This is a genomic window from Duganella sacchari (assembly GCF_900143065.1).
GTDB classification, from domain to species: Bacteria; Pseudomonadota; Gammaproteobacteria; order Burkholderiales; family Burkholderiaceae_D; genus Rugamonas; species Rugamonas sacchari.
Genome location: NZ_FRCX01000006.1, coordinates 39,817 through 58,435, shown reverse-complemented (window position 1 = coordinate 58,435; position 18,619 = coordinate 39,817). Strand labels below are relative to the sequence as shown.

General features: G+C 60.7%; 17 protein-coding genes. 10 read left to right on the top strand and 7 right to left on the bottom strand.

Annotation, left to right across the window (positions count from 1 at the left end; all coding sequences use genetic code 11):
* Positions 1–609, bottom strand: a complete 609-nt coding sequence (locus tag BUA36_RS14190; protein ID WP_072785596.1) for a glutathione S-transferase family protein — start codon at positions 607–609, stop codon at positions 1–3.
* A 103-nt stretch (positions 610–712) separates the two neighbouring features.
* On the opposite strand from BUA36_RS14190, the gene purB reads away from it, so the two are divergent.
* From purB to BUA36_RS14160, 6 genes are all read left to right on the top strand, one after another.
* The gene (purB, locus tag BUA36_RS14185; protein WP_072785593.1) at positions 713–2,089 is read left to right on the top strand and encodes an adenylosuccinate lyase; all 1,377 of its coding nucleotides are present in this window, start codon (positions 713–715) and stop codon (positions 2,087–2,089) included.
* 149 nt (positions 2,090–2,238) lie between these two features.
* Positions 2,239–2,766 (top strand): cytochrome b, encoded by a 528-nt coding sequence (locus tag BUA36_RS14180; protein WP_072785592.1) that lies wholly within the window; start codon positions 2,239–2,241, stop codon positions 2,764–2,766.
* A 23-nt stretch (positions 2,767–2,789) separates the two neighbouring features.
* Positions 2,790–3,344: a YceI family protein gene (locus BUA36_RS14175; RefSeq protein ID WP_072785590.1), complete on the top strand. Its 555-nt coding sequence runs from the start codon at positions 2,790–2,792 to the stop codon at positions 3,342–3,344.
* Positions 3,345–3,363: 19 nt separating this feature from the next.
* Complete coding sequence (locus BUA36_RS14170) at positions 3,364–3,930, top strand: YceI family protein (RefSeq protein ID WP_072785588.1); 567 nt, start codon at positions 3,364–3,366, stop codon at positions 3,928–3,930.
* A 152-nt stretch (positions 3,931–4,082) separates the two neighbouring features.
* Positions 4,083–6,236 (top strand): S46 family peptidase, encoded by a 2,154-nt coding sequence (locus BUA36_RS14165; RefSeq protein ID WP_072785587.1) that lies wholly within the window; start codon positions 4,083–4,085, stop codon positions 6,234–6,236.
* Between the two features lie 104 nt (positions 6,237–6,340).
* On the top strand, positions 6,341–6,907 hold the full coding sequence (locus BUA36_RS14160; protein WP_072785586.1) for an NADPH-dependent FMN reductase: 567 nt from the start codon (positions 6,341–6,343) through the stop codon (positions 6,905–6,907).
* Here the strand turns inward: BUA36_RS14160 and BUA36_RS14155 are convergent, their stop codons facing one another.
* Positions 6,908–7,606: a hypothetical protein gene (locus BUA36_RS14155; RefSeq protein ID WP_072785585.1), complete on the bottom strand. Its 699-nt coding sequence runs from the start codon at positions 7,604–7,606 to the stop codon at positions 6,908–6,910. It abuts the gene before it with no gap.
* 183 nt (positions 7,607–7,789) lie between these two features.
* Between BUA36_RS14155 and BUA36_RS14150 the strand changes: the two genes are divergently transcribed.
* The 3 genes from BUA36_RS14150 to BUA36_RS14140 all read left to right on the top strand — a co-directional run bounded on the left by BUA36_RS14150 (position 7,790) and on the right by BUA36_RS14140 (position 12,641).
* The gene (locus BUA36_RS14150) at positions 7,790–9,478 is read left to right on the top strand and encodes a M14 family zinc carboxypeptidase (protein ID WP_072785584.1); all 1,689 of its coding nucleotides are present in this window, start codon (positions 7,790–7,792) and stop codon (positions 9,476–9,478) included.
* Between the two features lie 83 nt (positions 9,479–9,561).
* Positions 9,562–11,706: an FUSC family protein gene (locus BUA36_RS14145; RefSeq protein ID WP_072786170.1), complete on the top strand. Its 2,145-nt coding sequence runs from the start codon at positions 9,562–9,564 to the stop codon at positions 11,704–11,706.
* Positions 11,707–11,723: 17 nt separating this feature from the next.
* The gene (locus BUA36_RS14140) at positions 11,724–12,641 is read left to right on the top strand and encodes an EamA family transporter (RefSeq protein ID WP_072785583.1); all 918 of its coding nucleotides are present in this window, start codon (positions 11,724–11,726) and stop codon (positions 12,639–12,641) included.
* On the opposite strand, the gene BUA36_RS14135 is transcribed toward BUA36_RS14140, so the two are convergent.
* A complete protein-coding gene (locus BUA36_RS14135; protein ID WP_072785582.1) occupies positions 12,642–13,934 on the bottom strand; it encodes a sensor domain-containing diguanylate cyclase in 1,293 nt (430 codons plus the stop codon).
* Between the two features lie 192 nt (positions 13,935–14,126).
* Between BUA36_RS14135 and BUA36_RS14130 the strand changes: the two genes are divergently transcribed.
* A complete protein-coding gene (locus tag BUA36_RS14130; RefSeq protein ID WP_072785581.1) occupies positions 14,127–14,348 on the top strand; it encodes a hypothetical protein in 222 nt (73 codons plus the stop codon).
* 204 nt (positions 14,349–14,552) lie between these two features.
* Here BUA36_RS14130 and BUA36_RS14125 read toward each other — a convergent pair whose 3' ends face one another.
* The 4 genes from BUA36_RS14125 to BUA36_RS14110 form a co-directional block, all read right to left on the bottom strand.
* On the bottom strand, positions 14,553–16,010 hold the full coding sequence (locus tag BUA36_RS14125) for an APC family permease (RefSeq protein WP_072785580.1): 1,458 nt from the start codon (positions 16,008–16,010) through the stop codon (positions 14,553–14,555).
* Positions 16,011–16,352: 342 nt separating this feature from the next.
* A complete protein-coding gene (locus BUA36_RS14120) occupies positions 16,353–16,859 on the bottom strand; it encodes a DUF1993 domain-containing protein (RefSeq protein ID WP_072786169.1) in 507 nt (168 codons plus the stop codon).
* A 136-nt stretch (positions 16,860–16,995) separates the two neighbouring features.
* The gene (locus BUA36_RS14115; protein WP_072785579.1) at positions 16,996–17,523 is read right to left on the bottom strand and encodes an EF-hand domain-containing protein; all 528 of its coding nucleotides are present in this window, start codon (positions 17,521–17,523) and stop codon (positions 16,996–16,998) included.
* Positions 17,524–17,615: 92 nt separating this feature from the next.
* On the bottom strand, positions 17,616–18,617 hold the full coding sequence (locus BUA36_RS14110; RefSeq protein WP_072785577.1) for a succinylglutamate desuccinylase: 1,002 nt from the start codon (positions 18,615–18,617) through the stop codon (positions 17,616–17,618).
* Positions 18,618–18,619 lie beyond the last annotated feature (2 nt).

The following is an 18,619-nucleotide window of genomic DNA, read 5'->3' as shown; positions in this document are numbered from 1 at the left end:
TTATTGGGGCACGGTGTCCTTGAACGACGGGCGTTCGGACAGCTTGTCATACAGCCTGGCCAGATTGGCGTAGTCGTCGCGCCAGCTGATTTCCGGGAAGCGGAACGACAGCCAGCCCAGCGTGCAGCCCACCGCCACATCAGCCAGCGAGTAATGAATACCGGCGCAATACGCCTGGTCGCCCAGCTTGTCCGACAGCGACTTCAGGCCCAGATCGACCTTGCGCAGCTGGCGCGCCATCCACTCTTCACTCTGCAATTCCTTGGGACGCATGGTGCGCTCCAGGCGCACACTGACTGCCGCGTCCAGCATGCCATCGGCCAGCGCTTCCCAGCACTTGACGTCAGCACGGTCGCGGCCGTTTGGCGGCAGCAGCTTGCAGACCGGCGTCAGCGTATCGAGGTATTCCACCATGACGCGCGAATCAATCATCACCGTGCCATCTTCCATGACCAGGCTGGGCACTTTGCCCAGCGGGTTCAGCTGGCTGATGGTGCTGTCCGCGGCCCACACATTTTCCAGTTCAAACTGGTAATCGAGCTTTTTTTCCGCCAGCACCACACGTACCTTGCGGACATAGGGACTGGCGAGGGAACCGATAAGTTTCATAGACGCTTAGAGAGGAAGAACAGGCCCCAGTATAACATCGGCGGGTTGGCGGCCAGCCAATGGTAAAATCACGGTCTGCTCTTTCAACTTCGCTCTTTCCATCATGACCACTACTCCTTACTCCACGCTGTCGGCGCTGTCGCCACTGGACGGCCGCTACGCCGGTAAAACCGATCTGCTGCGCCCTATCCTGTCCGAATCCGGCTTCATGCACCACCGCGTCAAAGTAGAAATCTCCTGGCTGCAAGCACTGTCGCAGGCCGGCTTCGCCGAAATCAAGCCGTTCTCGGCCGAAGGCAATGCCCTGCTGGACAAGATCGCCAGCGGCTTCACCGAACAGGACGCCGCCCGCATCAAGGAAATCGAAGCCGTCACCAACCACGACGTCAAAGCCGTGGAATACTGGCTGAAAGAGCAAGTCAAGGATGTGCCGGAACTGGTGGCCGCCTCGGAGTTCATCCACTTCGCGTGCACCTCGGAAGACATCAACAACACCTCGCACGGCATGATGCTCAAGGCCGCGCGTGACAGCGTCATGCTGCCATCGCTGCGCAACGTGATCGCCAAGCTGACCGAGATCGCCCACGCCAACGCCGACCTGCCGATGCTGTCGCGCACCCACGGCCAGACCGCCAGCCCGACCACGTTGGGCAAGGAAATGGCCAACGTGGTGGCCCGCCTGCAGCGCGCCATCAAGCGCATCGAGCAAGTGGAAATCCTCGGCAAGATGAACGGCGCGGTCGGCAACTACAACGCCCACCTGTCGGCCTACCCATCGTTCGACTGGCCAGCCTTCTCGAAAAACGTGATCGAGCAGCGCCTGGGCCTGGTGTTCAACCCGTACACCATCCAGATCGAACCGCATGACTACATGGCCGAGCTGTTTGACGCCTTCGCGCGCGCCAACACCATCCTGCTGGACCTGAACCGCGACATCTGGAGCTACGTCTCGCTGGGCTACTTCAAGCAAAAGCTCAAAGCTGGCGAAATCGGTTCGTCGACCATGCCGCACAAGGTCAACCCGATCGACTTCGAAAATTCCGAAGGCAACCTGGGCCTGGCCAACGCCGTGCTGAAACACCTGTCGGAAAAACTGCCGGTCTCGCGCCTGCAGCGCGACCTGACCGATTCGACCGTGCTGCGCAATATCGGCGTCGGCTTCGGCTACACCCTGCTGGCCTACGACAGCTGCCTGCGCGGCCTGAACAAGCTGGAAGTCAATCCAGCCCGCCTCGAAGCCGACCTGGACGCCAACTGGGAAGTACTGGCCGAGCCGGTGCAGACCGTGATGCGCCGCTATGGCATCGCCAACCCGTACGAACAGCTCAAGGAACTGACCCGCGGCAAGGGCATCTCCAAAGTGGCGCTGCAAGAGTTCATCAACGGCCTGGCCGTGCCACAGGAAGCCAAAGACCTGATGCTGGCGATGACGCCAGCCAACTACATCGGCATTGCTGCAGCTCTGGCAAAAGCCATCTGATGTAAACAGGCAATCTGCCTTACACTAGCCCCGGCGGCGCGATCAGCGTCCCCGGGGCTTTTTTCATGCAAATCCGGCCTCTTCAAGCACGTCTCAGAATTCTTTGGTATATTTAGTCCTAACACGTACTATTCCAACGGAGCTGCTTTATGCCACGCTATACCAAAATCGCCATGTTGCTGCATTGGCTAGTCGCCCTGCTCATCATTGCCACCTTCTTTCTGGGGCTGTCGATGGTTGCCATCCCCGGCTTTTCCCCCACCAAGCTGAAATACTTCTCCTGGCATAAATGGATGGGCGTCACCGTGCTGGGCCTGGCCGTGATCCGCGTGCTGTGGCGCAAGGCCAACCGTCCGCCGCCGCCGCTGGCCTCGATTCCCGTGTGGCAGCACAAAATTGCGGACGGCATGCACTACCTGCTGTACTTCCTGATCTTTGCCGTACCGCTGTCCGGCTACTTCTACACCTATGCTGCGGGCGTGCCGGTGGTCTACCTGGGCCTGTGGCAGATGCCTGCCGTGATCGCCCCAGATCCTGAACTTAAGGCAACTTTAAAAACCGTTCATTATGTTCTGACCATGACAATGGCAGCCGCCGTCGTTGCCCATGCCCTGGCCGCACTCAAGCATCACTTCATCGACCGCGACGTCACGCTCAAACGCATGCTGCCGCTGTAACCCTCACCCACTGGAGCCCTATCATGACCACCATCAAAAAAATCGCCCTTGTTTCCCTGCTGGGTGTCGCCTTTGCCGCCAGCGCTGCCGCCCTGAAAACCGATCCGGCCAAAAGCACCGTGACCGCCACCTTCAAGCAAATGAACGTGCCGGTCGATGCCAAGTTCAAGAAATTCACCGCCGCGATCGACTACGACGCCGCCAAGCCGGACGCGGCCAAAGCCACGGTAGAAGTGGAGACCGGCAGCATGGACCTGGGCGATCCCGAGTACAACAAGGAAGTCACCAAGAAAGAATGGTTCAACGCCGCGCAATTCCCCAAAGCCACCTTCGTCTCGTCCTCGATCAAGCCAGCCGGCGCCGGCAAGCTGACCGTGACCGGCAAGCTGACCATCAAAGGCAAGGCGACCGACGTCAGCTTCCCGCTGACCGTCAAGGCCGACGGCAAGAACCAGGTATTTGACGGCGTGCTGCCGATCAAACGCCTGGCCTACAACATCGGCGAAGGCGAATGGAAAGACACCAGCATGGTAGCGGACGACGTCACCCTCAAATTCCACGTGGTCGCCGGCCAATAAGCACGGAGAAACCGACACGATGAAAGCACAAATCCTGATTGCCGCGCTGCTGGCCGCGTCCGCGACTTCCGCAATTGCCGCCACCTACAACATCGACCCGACGCACACCTATCCAAGCTTCGAGGCCGACCACATGGGCCTGTCCGTATGGCGCGGCAAGTTCGACAAAACCAGCGGCACCGTCACCATGGACCGCGCCGCCAGGACGGGCGGCCTGGACATCAAAATCGACCCGGCCTCGATCGACTTCGGCTTCGACAAAATGAACAGCCACGCCAGGGGCGCGGACATGTTCAACGTTGAAAAATTCCCGACCATCACCTACGTCAGCAAATCCTTCAAATTTGAAGGCGAACAGCTGGTGAGCGTGGACGGCGAACTGACCATGCTGGGCGTCACCAAGCCCGTCGCGCTCAAAGTGAACAAATTCAAGTGCATCATCCACCCGCGCCTGAAGCGTGAAGTCTGCGGCGCCGACGCCACTGCCGAGTTCAAGCGCAGCGATTTCGGCCTCAACTACGGCCTGCCCGCCTTCTCGCCAGAAGTCAAACTGGCGATCCAGATCGAAGCCATCAAAGCCGAGTGAACAGTTCGGCCCACTCCGGGGTCAGGTCCGTCATTTCTACACGGTCTCTGCCGTAGCGTGCGCTACGGCAGAGACCGTGTAGAAATGACGGACCTGACCCCGGATTTCATTGTTATACTGCTCAGCGCTTTTCAACCACTTCATACCGAGACATGAAAAAAACTCTGATCGCGCTCGCTATCCTGAGCACCAATGCCTATGCCGACGAGGGCATGTGGATGCCGCAGCAGCTGCCACAAGTAGCCAAAGATCTCAAGGCCGCCGGCCTGAAACTCGATCCAGCCACCCTGACCAAACTGACTGAGTTCCCGATGGGCGCTATCGTGAGCCTGGGCGGTTGCTCGGCCTCGTTCGTGTCGCCGCAAGGTCTGGTGGCGACCAACCACCATTGCGTCTATGGCAGCGTCGCGCACAATTCGACGCCGGAGCGCAATCTGCTGGCGAACGGTTTCCTGGCCCACAATCTGGGCGAAGAGCTGCCGGCCGCACCTGGCAGCCGCATCTTCGTGACCAAGGCGGTCACCGATGTCAGCAAGCAGGTTGTCACGCCGGAAGTGGCCAAGCTGAATGGCAAGGCGCGCAGCGACGCGATCGAGAAAAACACCAAGGCGATCCAGACCGCGTGCGAAAAAGACGCCGGCCACCGTTGCACTGTATCGTCCTACTACGGCGGCCTGGAGTTCTACTTGATCAAGCAACTAGAAATCCGTGACGTGCGCCTGGTGCACGCACCGCCTGAAGGTGTGGGCAAGTTCGGCGGTGATACCGATAACTGGATGTGGCCACGCCATACCGGTGACTACGGCTTCTACCGCGCCTATGTCAGCAAGGACGGCAAGGCGGCTGACTACAGCAAGGATAACGTCCCTTACGTGCCGCAGCATTACCTGAAACTGGCCAAGGAAGGCGTGAAGGAAGGCGACTTCATCATGGTGCTGGGCTACCCAGGCCGCACCAACCGTCACCGTCTGCCATCAGAAGTGGCCTTTACTTTTGACTGGAGCTACCCGGCCTTCGTGAAGACCTCGGCGGAAAAACTGGCCATCATCGCCGACACCACCAAGGACAACAAGGACACTGCGCTCAAGTACGCTTCGCAAGTGGCCAGCATCAACAATTACTACAAGAACCGCCAGGGCATGCTGGACTCTTACGCCGGCAGCGATATGCTGAAGCGTAAAACTTCCGAGCATGAAGCGCTCAAGCAGTGGATCAATGCCGACGCCAAACGCAAAGCCGAGTACGCCAGCGATATCGAGGCCGTCGAGAAGCTGATTGCCCAGCGCGATGCGGAGTCTCAGCGTGACTATAACCTGGCATCGTCCAGCCCACGCCTGCTGAACACCGCGCGCACGCTGTACCGCCTGGCCAATGAAAACACCAAGCCCGATGCCGAGCGCAAGTCGGGCTTCCAGGTGCGTGACGTGCCGCGCATCAAATCGTCGGTGGACGCACTGGTGCGCAACTACGATGAGAAGGTCGACAAGGCGCTGGTCATGAACAGCCTGACCAAGTACGCCGCGCAGCCTGCGGCCCAGCGCAACGCTGCATTTGATTCCGTGGTCGGCATCAAGGACGGCATGAGCGCCGCCGATCTGCAAACCGCACTGGACAAGCTGTACGCAGGCAGCAAGCTGGGCGACGCCCCCGAGCGTAAAGCCTGGCTGGAGCGCAAGCCGGCCGACTTCAAGGCCAGCGACGACGCCTTCATCAAAGCTGCCGTGGCCCTGTACGAGCCCGACCTGAAATCGGAAGCGGAAGATGAAGAGCTGGGCGGCAAGCTGCAGCAAGCCTACGCCAATTACATGAAGGCCAAGATCGCCTACATGCACAGCAAGGGCCAGGCGGTTTACCCTGACGCCAACAGCACCCTGCGCGTGACCTTCGGCAAGATCGCCGGCCGTGACAAGGGCGCTGACGGCACCAGCTGGAAGGCCTTCACCACCGTGGAAGGCGTGGCTGCCAAGGCCACCGGCCAGGGCGAGTTCAACGCCCCAGCCGCACAGCTGAAAGCGATCAAGGACAAGGACTTCGGCAAGTACGTCGATCCTAAACTCAAGTCGGTACCGGTGGCTTACCTGGCCACGCTGGACATCACTGGCGGCAATTCCGGCTCGGCCGCGCTGAACAGCAAGGGCGAATGGATCGGCCTGGCGTTTGACGGCACGCTCGATTCCATCATCTCGGACTGGGACTTCAACAAGGCCATGACCCGCGACATCCAGGTCGACCTGCGCTACATCCTGTGGAACATGAAGCATGTGGACCACGCCGACAATCTGCTCAAGGAAATGAACGCCGAATAAGCCGCCATATCTCTTAAGCCAGAAGCCACGCCCCAGTAATGCGGCGTGGCTTTTTTTCTGGATGGGTTACATTACTGTTTCCGCCACCCACCGAAGGAGATGTCATGCCCGCCAAGAAGATCGCCGTTGTGATCGGCAGCCTGCGCAAGGATTCGCTGAACCGCAAATTCGCCCACGAAATCATTGCGCTTGCGCCGCCGTCGCTGGAATTCGAGATTGTCGAAATCGGCGAGCTGGCCATCTACAACCAGGATCTGGAAGAAAACGGCGCGACCGCACCGCAGGCGTGGACGCATTTCCGCCAGCGCATCAAGGACGCGGATGGCGTGCTGTTCTTTACGCCGGAATACAACCGCTCGATTCCCGCACCGCTGAAGAATGCCATCGACGTTGGCTCGCGTCCTTACGGCAGCAGCGTGTGGAGCGGCAAGCCGGCCGGCATCGTCAGCATTTCTCCGGGCGCGACCGGTGCGTTTGGCGCCAACCACCATCTGCGCCAGTGCACGGTGTTCCTCGACATGCCGCTGCTGCAGCAGCCGGAAGCGTATATCGGCGGCGCCGCCAACCTGCTGGGCGCTGACGGCAAGCTCAATAACGACAGCACCAAACAGTTCCTCAAGAAATTCATCGACACCTACGCCACGTGGGTGGAAACCAACGCCAGGAAGTAATCAGCGTTTGATGGCGGTGAAGGTGTAGCCGGCCGCCGTCAGCGCAGCGGGCGCGCCGGACGGTGCGCCGCGGTTCAGCTGCAGCAGGCTGGGTCCGGCCACCAGCGCCAGGTCGGCGCCCGGCATGCGCTGGGCCAGTTCCGCCGCTGCCGCCTCCGCCGCGCTGACGTACAGCCGGTATGATGAACGGCTGTTGCCCATCTCCAGCATGTAACCCGCAATCGCCGCCGCCCCTGCGGCTCCCGCCATGGCCGTCACGCGCAGCCGGGTGTTCTGCTTGCGCAGGTCCAGCGCATTCCACACCTGCATCGGATACAGCTGCGGCCCGCCTGCGCTCACCGGCGCGGCGTCCACCTCGCCGACGATCACCGGCGCGCCATTCCGCAACGCCTGCAGTGGCGCGAAGCCAGCGTAATGCCCCGCGCTGGCGGGCAGCACCAGCAGCAGGTCCGCCTCGGGCCATGCGCGCGCAGCATCCTCGCTGTAGGCCTCGCCATCCGCATCCACCACCAGCAAGCTCAAGCCCTGAAAGCGCACCAGCGCCAGCCCGTGCGCGACCAGTTGCACGCGTCCTTGCGCCATGCCAGCCGTCGCTGCGCCGCCCGGCCCGCGCAACTCAATCACATACTTCGGCCCGATCTGGGCCACGCCCCAGCGGCACACCAGCGCCAGCAATATCACCACTATCACGGCCCGCATACGGTTCTCCCGGCTGATCGACAAGAAAACCAGTAAAGCACCATTAGATAAATTTACCTTGCAGCAACTCAACACCTGTGAGCGGGCGCTTAAAAAACGGGCATCGATGATACAATCTCGCCCTCGACAGCCAGCTTATCCAGCTTGCATTCCCTAGACATTCCCGCTGAGATCCAGACGACCATGCACCCAGACATGCCGACGCCGTACGAACAAGGTAATCAAAACCAGACCACCACCTGGAGCGACTGCATCGCCTTCTACGAAGAGCTGGCGCAACGCTTCCCGCACGTGCTGCGGTTTGAACAGATCGGCACGTCCGACGGCGGCATTCCCGTGCACGCCGGCGTCATCAGCGCCGACGGCGTGCATGACCGCGCCCAGATCAAGGCCGAAGGCCGCACCGTCTTCTTCAATAACAACGGCATCCACCCGGGCGAACCCGAAGGCGTGGACGCCTGCATGGCCATCGTGCGCGACCTGTGCTTCGATCCCGTCAAGCTGGCAGCGCTGGGCAAGACCGTGCTGCTGTTCGTCCCGCTATACAACGTCGACGGTGCACTGAACCGCGCCAACACCTCGCGCGTGAACCAGGACGGACCGGAGCAATTCGGCTTCCGCGGCAACAGCCGCCACCTGGACCTGAACCGCGACTTCGTCAAGTGCGACACGCTCAACGCCCGCATCTTCAACCAGCTGCTGACCAGCTGGGACCCAGACGTGATGGTCGATACCCACACCTCCAACGGCGCCGACTATCCGTACACCATGACGCTGATCCACACGCAGGCGGACAAGCTGGGTTACGGCCTCGGTCCCTTCCTGCGCGAGACCATGCTGCCGCATATCTACAAAGAGATGGACGCCAAAGGCTGGCCAACCTGCCCGTATGTCAATCCGGTCAAGGACACACCGGACGACGGCATCGCCGAGTTCCTGGAAGTGCCGCGCTTCTCGACCGGCTTCGCCGCCCTGCACCACGTGATCGGCTTCATGCCGGAAACGCATATGCTCAAGCCCTACAAGGACCGCTACGATTCCATGCGCGCCCTGCTGGACGTGACCATGGACTTCACCATCCAGCACGGTGAACAGATCAAGCAGCTGCGCGCCGCCGCCCGCGAGCAGGCCGCCAATGCCAAGGAATGGACCGTGGCCTGGAAAATGGACGAAGCCAATCCATCGACCTTCCGCTTCAAAGGTTACGCAGCAAAGCGCAGCGCCAGCCTGCTGGGCAACTACCAGCGCCTGTCCTACGACCGCAGCCAGCCGTGGGAAAAGGATATCGCCTACTACAACAGCTTCGTACCGGCAGCCACCGTGCGTGCACCGAAAGGCTACATCGTGCCGCAAGCCTGGCGCGAAGCCATCGAACGCCTGCAATGGAACGGCGTCGAGATGGCCCGCTTCGACGAAGCCTCGACCGTGGAAGCGCAGTACTACCACATCACCTCCGTGACCTCGCGCGCCAACGCCTACGAAGGCCATATGTACCACGACGACGTGCAGCTCGAAGCGCGCATCGGCAGCTTCACCGTGCAGCCGGGCGACTACTTCATCCCGCTCAAGCAGGCCAACGCGCGCTACGCTGTCGAGACGCTGGAACCGCAAGGCCACGACTCCTTCTTCCGCTGGGGTTTCTTCAACAGCGTGCTGGAGAAAAAAGAAACCTTCTCCGACTATGTATTCGAAGATCTGGCGCTGGAGATGCTGGAGACCGAGCCTGAGCTGAAAGCCAGGTTTGAAGCATGGAAGACCGCCAACCCGGCGCTGCTGTCGGACCAGGATGCGGTACTGGGCTTCATCTTCGCCAACGGCAAACGTCATGCGGAACCGGAGTGGCGCCGCTATCCGGTTCTCTCTGTACTGTAAAAAAGTAGTCCCTCTGCGTCATTCAACATGCACATCACGGCGATCCTGTGGTGTGCATGCAAGCTGCCCACAAGGCCCAGGCCATGCATTACGCGTTAAATTTCCGAACCTTCTTTTATAGCCACTATTTCTCGCTTGGCCTGCGCTTTGCTGCGGGCCTGGTCGGCGTCACCCTCATCACCCTGCAATTCGCCGACATGGCCGTCGCCATGACGGTGTGTATCGGCGCGCTCTGCACCGCGCTGATGGACATGCCCAGTCCCTTGCGCCACAAGTTCAACGAGATGAGTGCATCGGTGCTGCTGTGCAGCGCGGTCACTCTGTTAATCAGCCTTTGCGCGCCGTTCCACTGGCTGCTGATGGCGATGCTGGTGGTGGTCAGCTTTGGCGCCTGCATGATGGTCGTCTACGGCAAGAAGTCCATGCCGCTGCAACTGGCCACGCTGTTCATCATGACCATGTCGATGGAACACGACATGACGGCGCGCGAGTCCTTCATCCACACCGGCTTGTTCACGCTGGGCGCGGTGGCCTATCTGGCCTACGCCATGGGGATCTCTTGGCTGCTGCGTCACCGCATCAAGCAGCAGGTGCTGGCGGAGGCGCTGTTTGAACTGGCGGCCTACATCGACATCAAGGCCGACTTCTACGACACGCGCTACAACCTCACCGAGCAATTCAATAAGCTGATCCGCCATCAAAGTCTGCTGGCCGACCGCCAGCAAGCCTCGCGCGACCTGATCCTGCGTTCGCACCAGAACGAGAAGGATGCCATCGTGGTGCAGGTCCACGTCTGCATGCTGGATCTGTACGAGCTGATTCTCTCCACCCACACCGACTACGCGCAGCTGCGCGCCCACCTGGTCGATTCGCCAGTGCTGAAAACCCTGCACGACCTGGCCTACAAGGCGGCACGCGATATCGAATCGGTGGCCTACGACGTCACGCGCAAGAAAGCCTCTTACGCCGAGATCAGCTACGAACCGGAGCTGGAAGCGATTGAAGCGGAACTGGCCGCGATCCAGCAGCGCATCGACGACGGCAAGCCGCAGCAGGAGGCGCTGGCAGTGCTGCGCGCGCAGCGCAACAAGATCCGCGCCATCATCAAGATGATCGGCGAGCTGCATCAGGCCAGCCAGAAGATCTACGACACCACGCCGTTCTGGGCCGACGCCGACATGGGGCCGTTCCTGTCGCAGCAGAAGTATGAACTCCGCATGATCCTGTCGCACCTGCGCTGGGACTCGCCGATCTTCCGCTTCTCGCTGCGCGTGGCGATGGCGATTTCGGCAGGCCTGGTGGTTGGCGCATGGCTGCCGTATGCGGCGCACAGCTACTGGATCGTGCTGACCATCGTGATTATCCTGAAACCGAGCTTCAGCATGACCAAGCAGCGCCGGCGCGACCGCATCGTGGGCACGGTGATCGGCTGCGTGCTCACCGCGCTCATCATCAAGTTCCTCAACTATCCCGCCTTCATCCTGGGCGCGCTGATCCTGTCGACCGTGGCGATGCCCACCTTTGTCTACCTGCGCTACCGCTACGCAGCGGTGGCGGTCAGCGTGATGATCCTGCTGCAAATGTATCTGATCGCCCCGGGCAACGAGAACCTGATTATGGAGCGCCTGGTCGACACCATCGTCGGCGCCGCAGTGGCGACGGCGTTCAGCTTCGTGCTGGCCAACTGGGAATATCAAACCCTGCCACGCCTGGTGCGCCAGGTGCTGGACGTGAACCTGAGCTATATGCAGGCCAGCTTCGATCTGCTGCAAGGTAAAAGCAAGGACGATTTCGCCTACCGCATCGAACGCAAGCGCCTGATGGACAGTCTGGCCGCGCTGAGTTCCGCACTGGTGCGGATGCTGGACGAGCCATCGAGCAAACAGCGCGCGGTGGAAGACATCAACCTGTTCATCGTGCAGAACTACCTGCTGGTGGCGCACGTGGCGGCGTTGCGCGCCATCCTGCGCCGTCACACGAAAGAGCTGCCGGTCGGCCCGGTCCACGCGATGCTGGAACAAAGCCACGATCAGGTAGTGCAGATCCTTGAGCACGCGCTCGATCCGGACAGGGCTGACATCGAACCGCTCATGACGCCGATGGCGCCGGACGCCAATGCCGTGCCGTGGTCCGGCTGGCCGCTGGTCCAGCGCCGCATCCGCCTGCTGCAGGCCGACGCCGTGAAGATCATCACCCACCGCGAAGCAATCCTGCGCGACGTCAGCTAGGCTGCTACCATAGGACGATGAATCCATCGTCCTCTCACCTTACCACCCGCGACCTGCTCTCCGCCCTGGTGGTGGTCCTCATCTGGGGCACCAACTTCGTCGCCATGAAGGTTGGCCTGCGCAACCTGACGCCGTTCCAGATGGGCGCGGCGCGCTATGTCTTCGCCATCCTGCCGCTGATTTTCTTCGTGCGCCCGCCCAAGCTGGCGCCAAGGTGGGTCATCGCTTATGGCCTGAGCCAGGGCGTCGGCCAGTTCGGCCTGCTGTTCCTGTCGCTGAAAGTCGGCATGTCCGCCTCGCTGGCCTCGGTCATCCTGCAAACGCAAGTCTTCTTCACCGCCATCTTCGGCTTCATGCTGTTGAAGGAACACGCCAGCCGCGCGCTGATCGCTGGCCTGATGCTGGCGGCGCTGGGCCTGGCCTGCTTTGCCACCAGCTCCCTGCAATCCACCAGCGCCAGCGACATCACGCCCGCCGGCTTCGTGCTATGCCTGACCGGCGCCGCCATGTGGGCCGTCTCCAATATCGTCGTGCGCCGCGCGCAGAAGGAGACGCCGGACTTTGACGTCATCAGCTTCATCGTCTGGTGCGGCGCCGTGCCGATCGCGCCATTTGTCCTGCTGTCGCTGGCGTTCGACGATCCCGCCACGCGCTGGCAGTGGACCAGCGCACCATTCACAACCTGGATCGCGGTGGCCTATATAGGCTGGATGTCCACCATCATCGGCTATGCGATGTGGACACGCCTGCTCAAGCGCCATCCCGTCAACCGCGTGGCGCCATTCAGCCTGGGCGTGCCGGTGGTCGGCATCACCTCCGGCATGCTGGCCCTGGGCGACAGCATCACCGGCTGGCAGTGGGCAGGCATCGTGCTAATCGTTTTCTCGCTGATCTGCACCATGTTCGGCGGCCGCTGGCTGGACCGCCATTCATAGTCAGGAGAAGCAGACGCGGTTGCGGCCCGTCTCCTTGGCGCGGTACAGCAGTGCATCGGCCTTTTGCAGCATCGCTTCCGCCGTGCCGGCCGCCAGGTCGGCATACACGCCCATGCTCATCGTGACCTTCAACTCCGGATGCACCTGATGCCATGGGAAGCTCTCGATGATGCCACGCAGCTTGTCGCACAGCGCAGCTGCTTGCGGCAGCTCGGTCTCCGGAAAAGCGATCACGAACTCCTCGCCACCGTAGCGCGCCACCAGGTCGCTCAACCGCATATGGCTGCGCAGGATCTCGCCCACCTGGCGCAGCACGATGTCGCCGGTGGCATGCGAGAAGTTGTCATTGATACGCTTGAAGAAATCAATATCGCCTATCACCACGCTGAATGGCCGCTTGTGGCGCACCGCATGGCTGAACAGGGTGGTGGCTTGCTCGTCGAAGTGGCGACGGTTATGCAGCTTGGTCAACGCATCGCGCACACTGAGCTCGCGCAGTTGTTCGGCCTGAACCAGGATGGTCTGGTGCGAGTCGCTCAACTCTTCATGCGAACGCGCCAGCTTCTCGCTCATGGCATTGAAGGCAGCCGCCAGTTCGGCCACTTCGTCCTTGCCCTCGACCGGTACGCGCTGCAGCAGCGAACCGCCATGCATGGCGCGCACGGCGCTGGTCAGATGGCCCAGCGTACGACCAAGGCTACGGCTTAACAGCAGGCCAAGCGCCAGCGCCAGCACTGCCGCGCCACTGACGCCAAACCACAGCGCATCGCGCATGGCGTCCAGATACTGCTGTTCTTCCTTGCTGGGCGTGAGCACGCCCTCTGGCGAAACGTAAGCCACCACGCGGCCTTGCACCTCGACCGGCCGTGCATTCTTGCGCGCCGATTCCGGCAACGGCTCGCCATGTTCATAGACCCCGGCGCCCAGCACCACATTGAAATTCTGATCGGCCAGGATGAAGTGGAATGGTGGCTCGCCACGCCGCCCGGACTCCGGTCCCGGTCCACCATCTTCGCGCGGCGGCCGGCGTCCCTCCGGCGGCGGCGGACGATCCTCAACCTGCCTGCGGCCATGCATGAACGTATCAAAGCCATCCTTGCCGGGACTGGCCTGCCAGCTACCGTATTGCTGCACATACGCCGTGACAGCTTCATGGAAGTGCTCCGCCGCGCGTTCGCGCCGGATGCTGTCCACCTTCTTGGTCATGCCGACATAGGCCAGCCCGCCGACCATTGCTACTGCCGCCAATCCGGTCAACAGCAAAGCCAGCATGAATTTTGTGCGCAGAGACATCCCAACCCCATCAAACTATTGCCAATTGGACAGCAATCATACCGCAAGGCAGTGGGCTTCAAGCGCTTTTTTTCATTGGGGAAACTCGAGTTATATTGAATACTTATGGCTCGTATCATAAATCAAAAGTTTATTTATTACTGAAATGCGAGCATACTGCAACGCAACAAACGAATATTTATGGAGTCTCTGATGAGTGCAACGACCTACGACAGCATCGCCACCCCTGGCTACTTCGCCAATATTGCCACCGCAGCACGTCAACTGTTTGACGCGATCTTCGCGGTGCAGCCAGCTGTGTCGCAGCGCAACACGGAAGAAACCATCTGGTGGCTGAACAGCCTGGCGAATGACTGCGAGCGTCACTCCCCTAGCCTGTCCGCCGAACTGCGCTACTTCGCCTCGCGCGGCTAATCGAATATCACCTTACTGGAGAAAACTATGCTGACCATCATCGAAAACCTGCCTGCTGCAATCGCCCTGTCCGGCCTGGTGCTGCGCCTCTACCTGGGCAGCCAGCCAGAAACCAAAGCGGAATAAGCTGCTTTCGCACACGTCAAAATGGCAAAAAGCCCCGGCACGCATCAGCGGCCGGGGCTTTTTTAGTTTTGCAGTGCCTTAGTTCAGGCGCGAATGGCGCATCCCGTACAGCAGGTAGGTCAGAATCGCCGCGCTCATCCAGATGCCAAACACCGTGTACGTGGTCAGCGACAGGCCGAACATCAGGTACAGGCAGGCGGCGATGCTCAGGCCAGGCACCAGGTAAGGACCGCCCGGCACGCGGAAGCCTTTTTCCGCCGAAGGCCCCGCCTTGCGGCGCATCACCGGCACCGCCAGCGACACCACGCTGAACGCCGTCAGCGTCCCCATGCTGACCATATCCCACAGGAAGGTCGCATCCACAAAACCTGCCACCAGACCAACCACGATGCAGACGATCAGCGTGTTATGCACCGGCGAACCGGTGCGTGGGCTGACCTTCTGGAACACCGGCGAAATCAGGCCATCCTTGGCGATCGCGTACAGAATCCGGGTCTGACCATAGATGGTCACCAGCGTCACGCTGAACACCGAGATGACCGCGCCAACCGCCAGTACCAACGCCGGCCAGGTCTGACCCGTCACGTTTTGCAGGATCACGGCGAGGCCGGCTTCCTGCCCGGCGAATTTGGCCGCCGGCTGTGCGCCCATCGCGGCCACGGCGACCAGCATGTAGAACACCGTCACGATACCCAGCGCGGCCAGAATGCCGATCGGCACATTGCGGGTCGGATTCTTCACTTCTTCGCCGGCGGTCGCCACCGTGTCCAGGCCGATGAACGAGAAGAACACCGTCGCCGCAGCAGCTGTCACGCCAGCCATGCCGGTGAAGTGCGTGCCGCCGTCCGGGCTGAAGAATGGGTGGAAATTGTTTATATCAAAGCCGCTGAAGGCAATCACCACGAAGAAGATCAGGATGACCAGCTTGATCATCACCATGATGGCATTGGTGCGGGCAGACTCCTTGGCGCCGCGCACCAGCAGCAGGCAGCACAGGCACACCAGGATAATCGGCGGCAGATTGATATGGCCGCCGTGGAATTCAATGCCATGCGCGGTCGAGACAATGCTCGGTGTGCGCAGCATCTCGGGGATGTGCCAGCCGAAGGCATTGTTGAGGAAGTTGTTCAGGTAGTCCGACCAGCCGATCGCCACCGCACTCGCAGCGAGGCCATATTCCAGCAACAGGCAGGCGGCCATGATGAAGGCCAGGAACTCACCGACAGTCGCGTAGGCAAACGAATATGACGAGCCGGACGCAGGAATACGGAACGACAGCTCGGCATAGCACAGCGCGGTCAGGCCGGCGGTAATTGCAGCAATGAGGAAGGACAGGATCACCGATGGGCCAGCCTTCGGCACAGCCTCAACCATGGTGAAGAAAATGCCGGTACCGATGGTGGCGCCGACACCGATCATTGTCAGGGGAAACAGGCCTACAGAGCGGTGCAGGGTATTGCTGCTTGAAGCGTGTTCTGCGTTTTTATTATCGACCAGCTTGGTACGGGTCAGTTTCTGGACCAGCGTTTGGTTCACAGGCAATCCTTGTGGGAGATATGTTCGGGCAAAAACACAGCGATTATAGGGCTTTCCGCGCCACGGCCCTATAGGTATTTTGTGCCAGAAAAACAACTTTAACCCTTACGCCACAAGGGTTAGGTTACAAGTGCTTACTTTTGATACAGCGGCATGTATAGATTGGAAATAGCGTGCGGGTTACTCTTGAGTCAAGTGTTACCCCAAGCCAAGAAGGAGCCCAGCCATGCCGATCAAAAAAATCCCGACCGTCTCCCGCCGCGTACATCCGGCAGCCATTACCGGCGCCGCCATGGTGCTGCTTGGCCTGGCTGTCACCCTGACTGCACTGCTGGTACGCGCTTAAGCGTAAGGTCCCAGATAATCGCGCTTGCCGACTGCGATGCCCTGATTACGCAGGATGTCGTGGGCGGTGGCGATGTGGAAGTAAAAGTTGGGTAGTGCAAAGGTCAGCAGATAGCTCTGGCCGGTGAAGTCCGGGAAGCCGCCAAAATTCAGTTTGACCGTGCGGGTTTCGCTGCCGTCAAACTGCTCCGCATTGACGCTCTGCAGATACGCGATGGTATTGGCGATACGCTGCTGCAGCTGATCGAAGGACGTTTCGTTATCTTCAAACTTGGGCGCAGCCACGCCGGTCAGGCGCTCCACCGACATCTTCGACGTATCGCTGGCGCGCTGTACCTGCGCCGACAGCGGCAGCATGTCATCGGCCAGCCGCGCAGAGATCAAGGCATCGGGCACAGAGCCATGCTGCTCCACATGCGCCTCGGCCTTCTTAAGCAAATCCGCCAGCACCGTCAAGCCGCGCACAAACGCCGGCACCGTCAATTGATACATCGATATCGCCATCATCAACTCCCTGCGGAAGGAAAACTGCGAGTGTAGCGCAAGCGTTCAAACGATGCGCTGCGTGCCGGGAATCTTGCCGGCTTCAGGATCCCGGCATGCAGGCCGCGCTTGGGGCTTGCGCGGCCCCAAGGCTTGCTTAGGCCAACTGGTCGATGTTGGTGCCGAGATTGGCAGGGTTGGTGGCAGCGGCCTTGCTGGCCTGGGCCAGGTCGTAGATCAGCTGTTCCTGCTGGGTGACGGTGCCGTCTTCATTTTTGTCAGCGGCCTCGTAGGTTTTGCTGGCGCTGCTGGCGCTGACGCTGCTGCTGCCACCTGAACCGCCGCCACCGCCTGCGCCACCCGCACCATGCGCTGCATCGCCGCCTTGTGCTCCGCCTTGTGGACGCGGCGGTTTGAAATCGCCGCTCTTGATGGCTGATTCAAGATCGTCTTTGGTGATCGATCCGTTCCCCTGCTTGTCGATGGCGTCGAACTGCTTGGTCGCGTCGTCGGACGAAACGCCTTTAGATTCAAGGCCTTTAACAAATTCGTCTTTGCTAACCTTGCCATCGGTATCCGTATCCATGTCTTTAAAGACCTTGGATGCGAAACGTGCCGCGCCTTTGGATGGATCGAATGTGGCGGCGCCGGTGCTGCTGGATGTGCTGCTGATTGCGGTTGTCATGGCTCTTACTCCGTGGTTAAGGACAATGCTGTTCCTGTTAACGAACTAATCCATGTATCCATGACCCCGCGAGGTGTAAAGACGCGTAAAGATCAGGCCACGCGCACCACCATCAGGCCCGCGCGCAAGCCGACACGCACATCGGGATTCGGAAATACCACCAGCTCTTCCGGATACTGCACGGTGTAAACCGTATCGCCATCACGCGCAATCTCTTCACCTTGTTTCATGGCGGTGAAGTTGTGCGTCTCTTTACCAAACGCCATCTGGAACTGGTCGCTCAGCTTGATGATCTGGCGTGCCGTGTTGAAGATATGCGGACGCTGCGTGCCTGCGCGCAGCGGTGCGCCGCGCAGCAGATCATCGAGCGCTTGCGATGCCGCCTTGAACTGCGTCAGGTCGTTCTGGCCCAGCGTGCCAATGCGGCCCAGTTCAATCGTGGTGCCAGCCGCTGCATGATGCTCGGCCGAGTAGTAGCTATACGTGCCCACCGACGCCGGATTCATGATGATGGCGCCGATCTCCGCAAGACCCAGCCAGTCAATCAGCTGCGTGCGCGGTTGATCGGCAATCAGCTCCGGCACAATGGCGAAGGTTGGATACACCGACGGACGGATCGCCGTATGCAGGTCGAGGTGCCAGCGCACCGGGCCTGCATCGTTGAAGAAGTCCGTGGTCGCCGCAATCATCACATCCGCGCGCGCGGCTTCCGCCGTGCCTTCCAGTGTACCGCGCTGCGCACGGAACATGCGGTTCAAGTCAGCGTCGATAAAGCGTTTGCCAGCGCGGATTGCGCCGATGTTGCCGACGCAAAGCATCAGGTCCACCGCGAGCGCGGAAGGCTGATGCGATAAGGCGTCCAGCAGATAGGCCACGACCTCGATCGGCCCTGTCTCGTCGCCATGCACGCCGACCGAGATCAGTACCGCCGGCCGCGCAGCATCACGCGGACCAGCCGCTTTGATCGTGATGATCCCATCCGCCGGCTCGGCGACCGTAAATCCGGCCGCCGTGAAGCGCTGCACGACGGCGCTGAAATCTGCTGCCGCCAGCGAACGGACTGCTTCAGGCAATGCTGCTGGCAAATCGCTCATCG

Coding starts and splice junctions, on each gene's coding strand:
- BUA36_RS14190 (WP_072785596.1), bottom strand. CDS start 609: ATGAAACTTATCGGTTCCCTCGCCAGTCCCTATGTCCGCAAGGTACGT.
- purB (WP_072785593.1), top strand. CDS start 713: ATGACCACTACTCCTTACTCCACGCTGTCGGCGCTGTCGCCACTGGAC.
- BUA36_RS14180 (WP_072785592.1), top strand. CDS start 2,239: ATGCCACGCTATACCAAAATCGCCATGTTGCTGCATTGGCTAGTCGCC.
- BUA36_RS14175 (WP_072785590.1), top strand. CDS start 2,790: ATGACCACCATCAAAAAAATCGCCCTTGTTTCCCTGCTGGGTGTCGCC.
- BUA36_RS14170 (WP_072785588.1), top strand. CDS start 3,364: ATGAAAGCACAAATCCTGATTGCCGCGCTGCTGGCCGCGTCCGCGACT.
- BUA36_RS14165 (WP_072785587.1), top strand. CDS start 4,083: ATGAAAAAAACTCTGATCGCGCTCGCTATCCTGAGCACCAATGCCTAT.
- BUA36_RS14160 (WP_072785586.1), top strand. CDS start 6,341: ATGCCCGCCAAGAAGATCGCCGTTGTGATCGGCAGCCTGCGCAAGGAT.
- BUA36_RS14155 (WP_072785585.1), bottom strand. CDS start 7,606: ATGCGGGCCGTGATAGTGGTGATATTGCTGGCGCTGGTGTGCCGCTGG.
- BUA36_RS14150 (WP_072785584.1), top strand. CDS start 7,790: ATGCACCCAGACATGCCGACGCCGTACGAACAAGGTAATCAAAACCAG.
- BUA36_RS14145 (WP_072786170.1), top strand. CDS start 9,562: ATGCATTACGCGTTAAATTTCCGAACCTTCTTTTATAGCCACTATTTC.
- BUA36_RS14140 (WP_072785583.1), top strand. CDS start 11,724: ATGAATCCATCGTCCTCTCACCTTACCACCCGCGACCTGCTCTCCGCC.
- BUA36_RS14135 (WP_072785582.1), bottom strand. CDS start 13,934: ATGTCTCTGCGCACAAAATTCATGCTGGCTTTGCTGTTGACCGGATTG.
- BUA36_RS14130 (WP_072785581.1), top strand. CDS start 14,127: ATGAGTGCAACGACCTACGACAGCATCGCCACCCCTGGCTACTTCGCC.
- BUA36_RS14120 (WP_072786169.1), bottom strand. CDS start 16,859: ATGGCGATATCGATGTATCAATTGACGGTGCCGGCGTTTGTGCGCGGC.
- BUA36_RS14115 (WP_072785579.1), bottom strand. CDS start 17,523: ATGACAACCGCAATCAGCAGCACATCCAGCAGCACCGGCGCCGCCACA.
- BUA36_RS14110 (WP_072785577.1), bottom strand. CDS start 18,617: ATGAGCGATTTGCCAGCAGCATTGCCTGAAGCAGTCCGTTCGCTGGCG.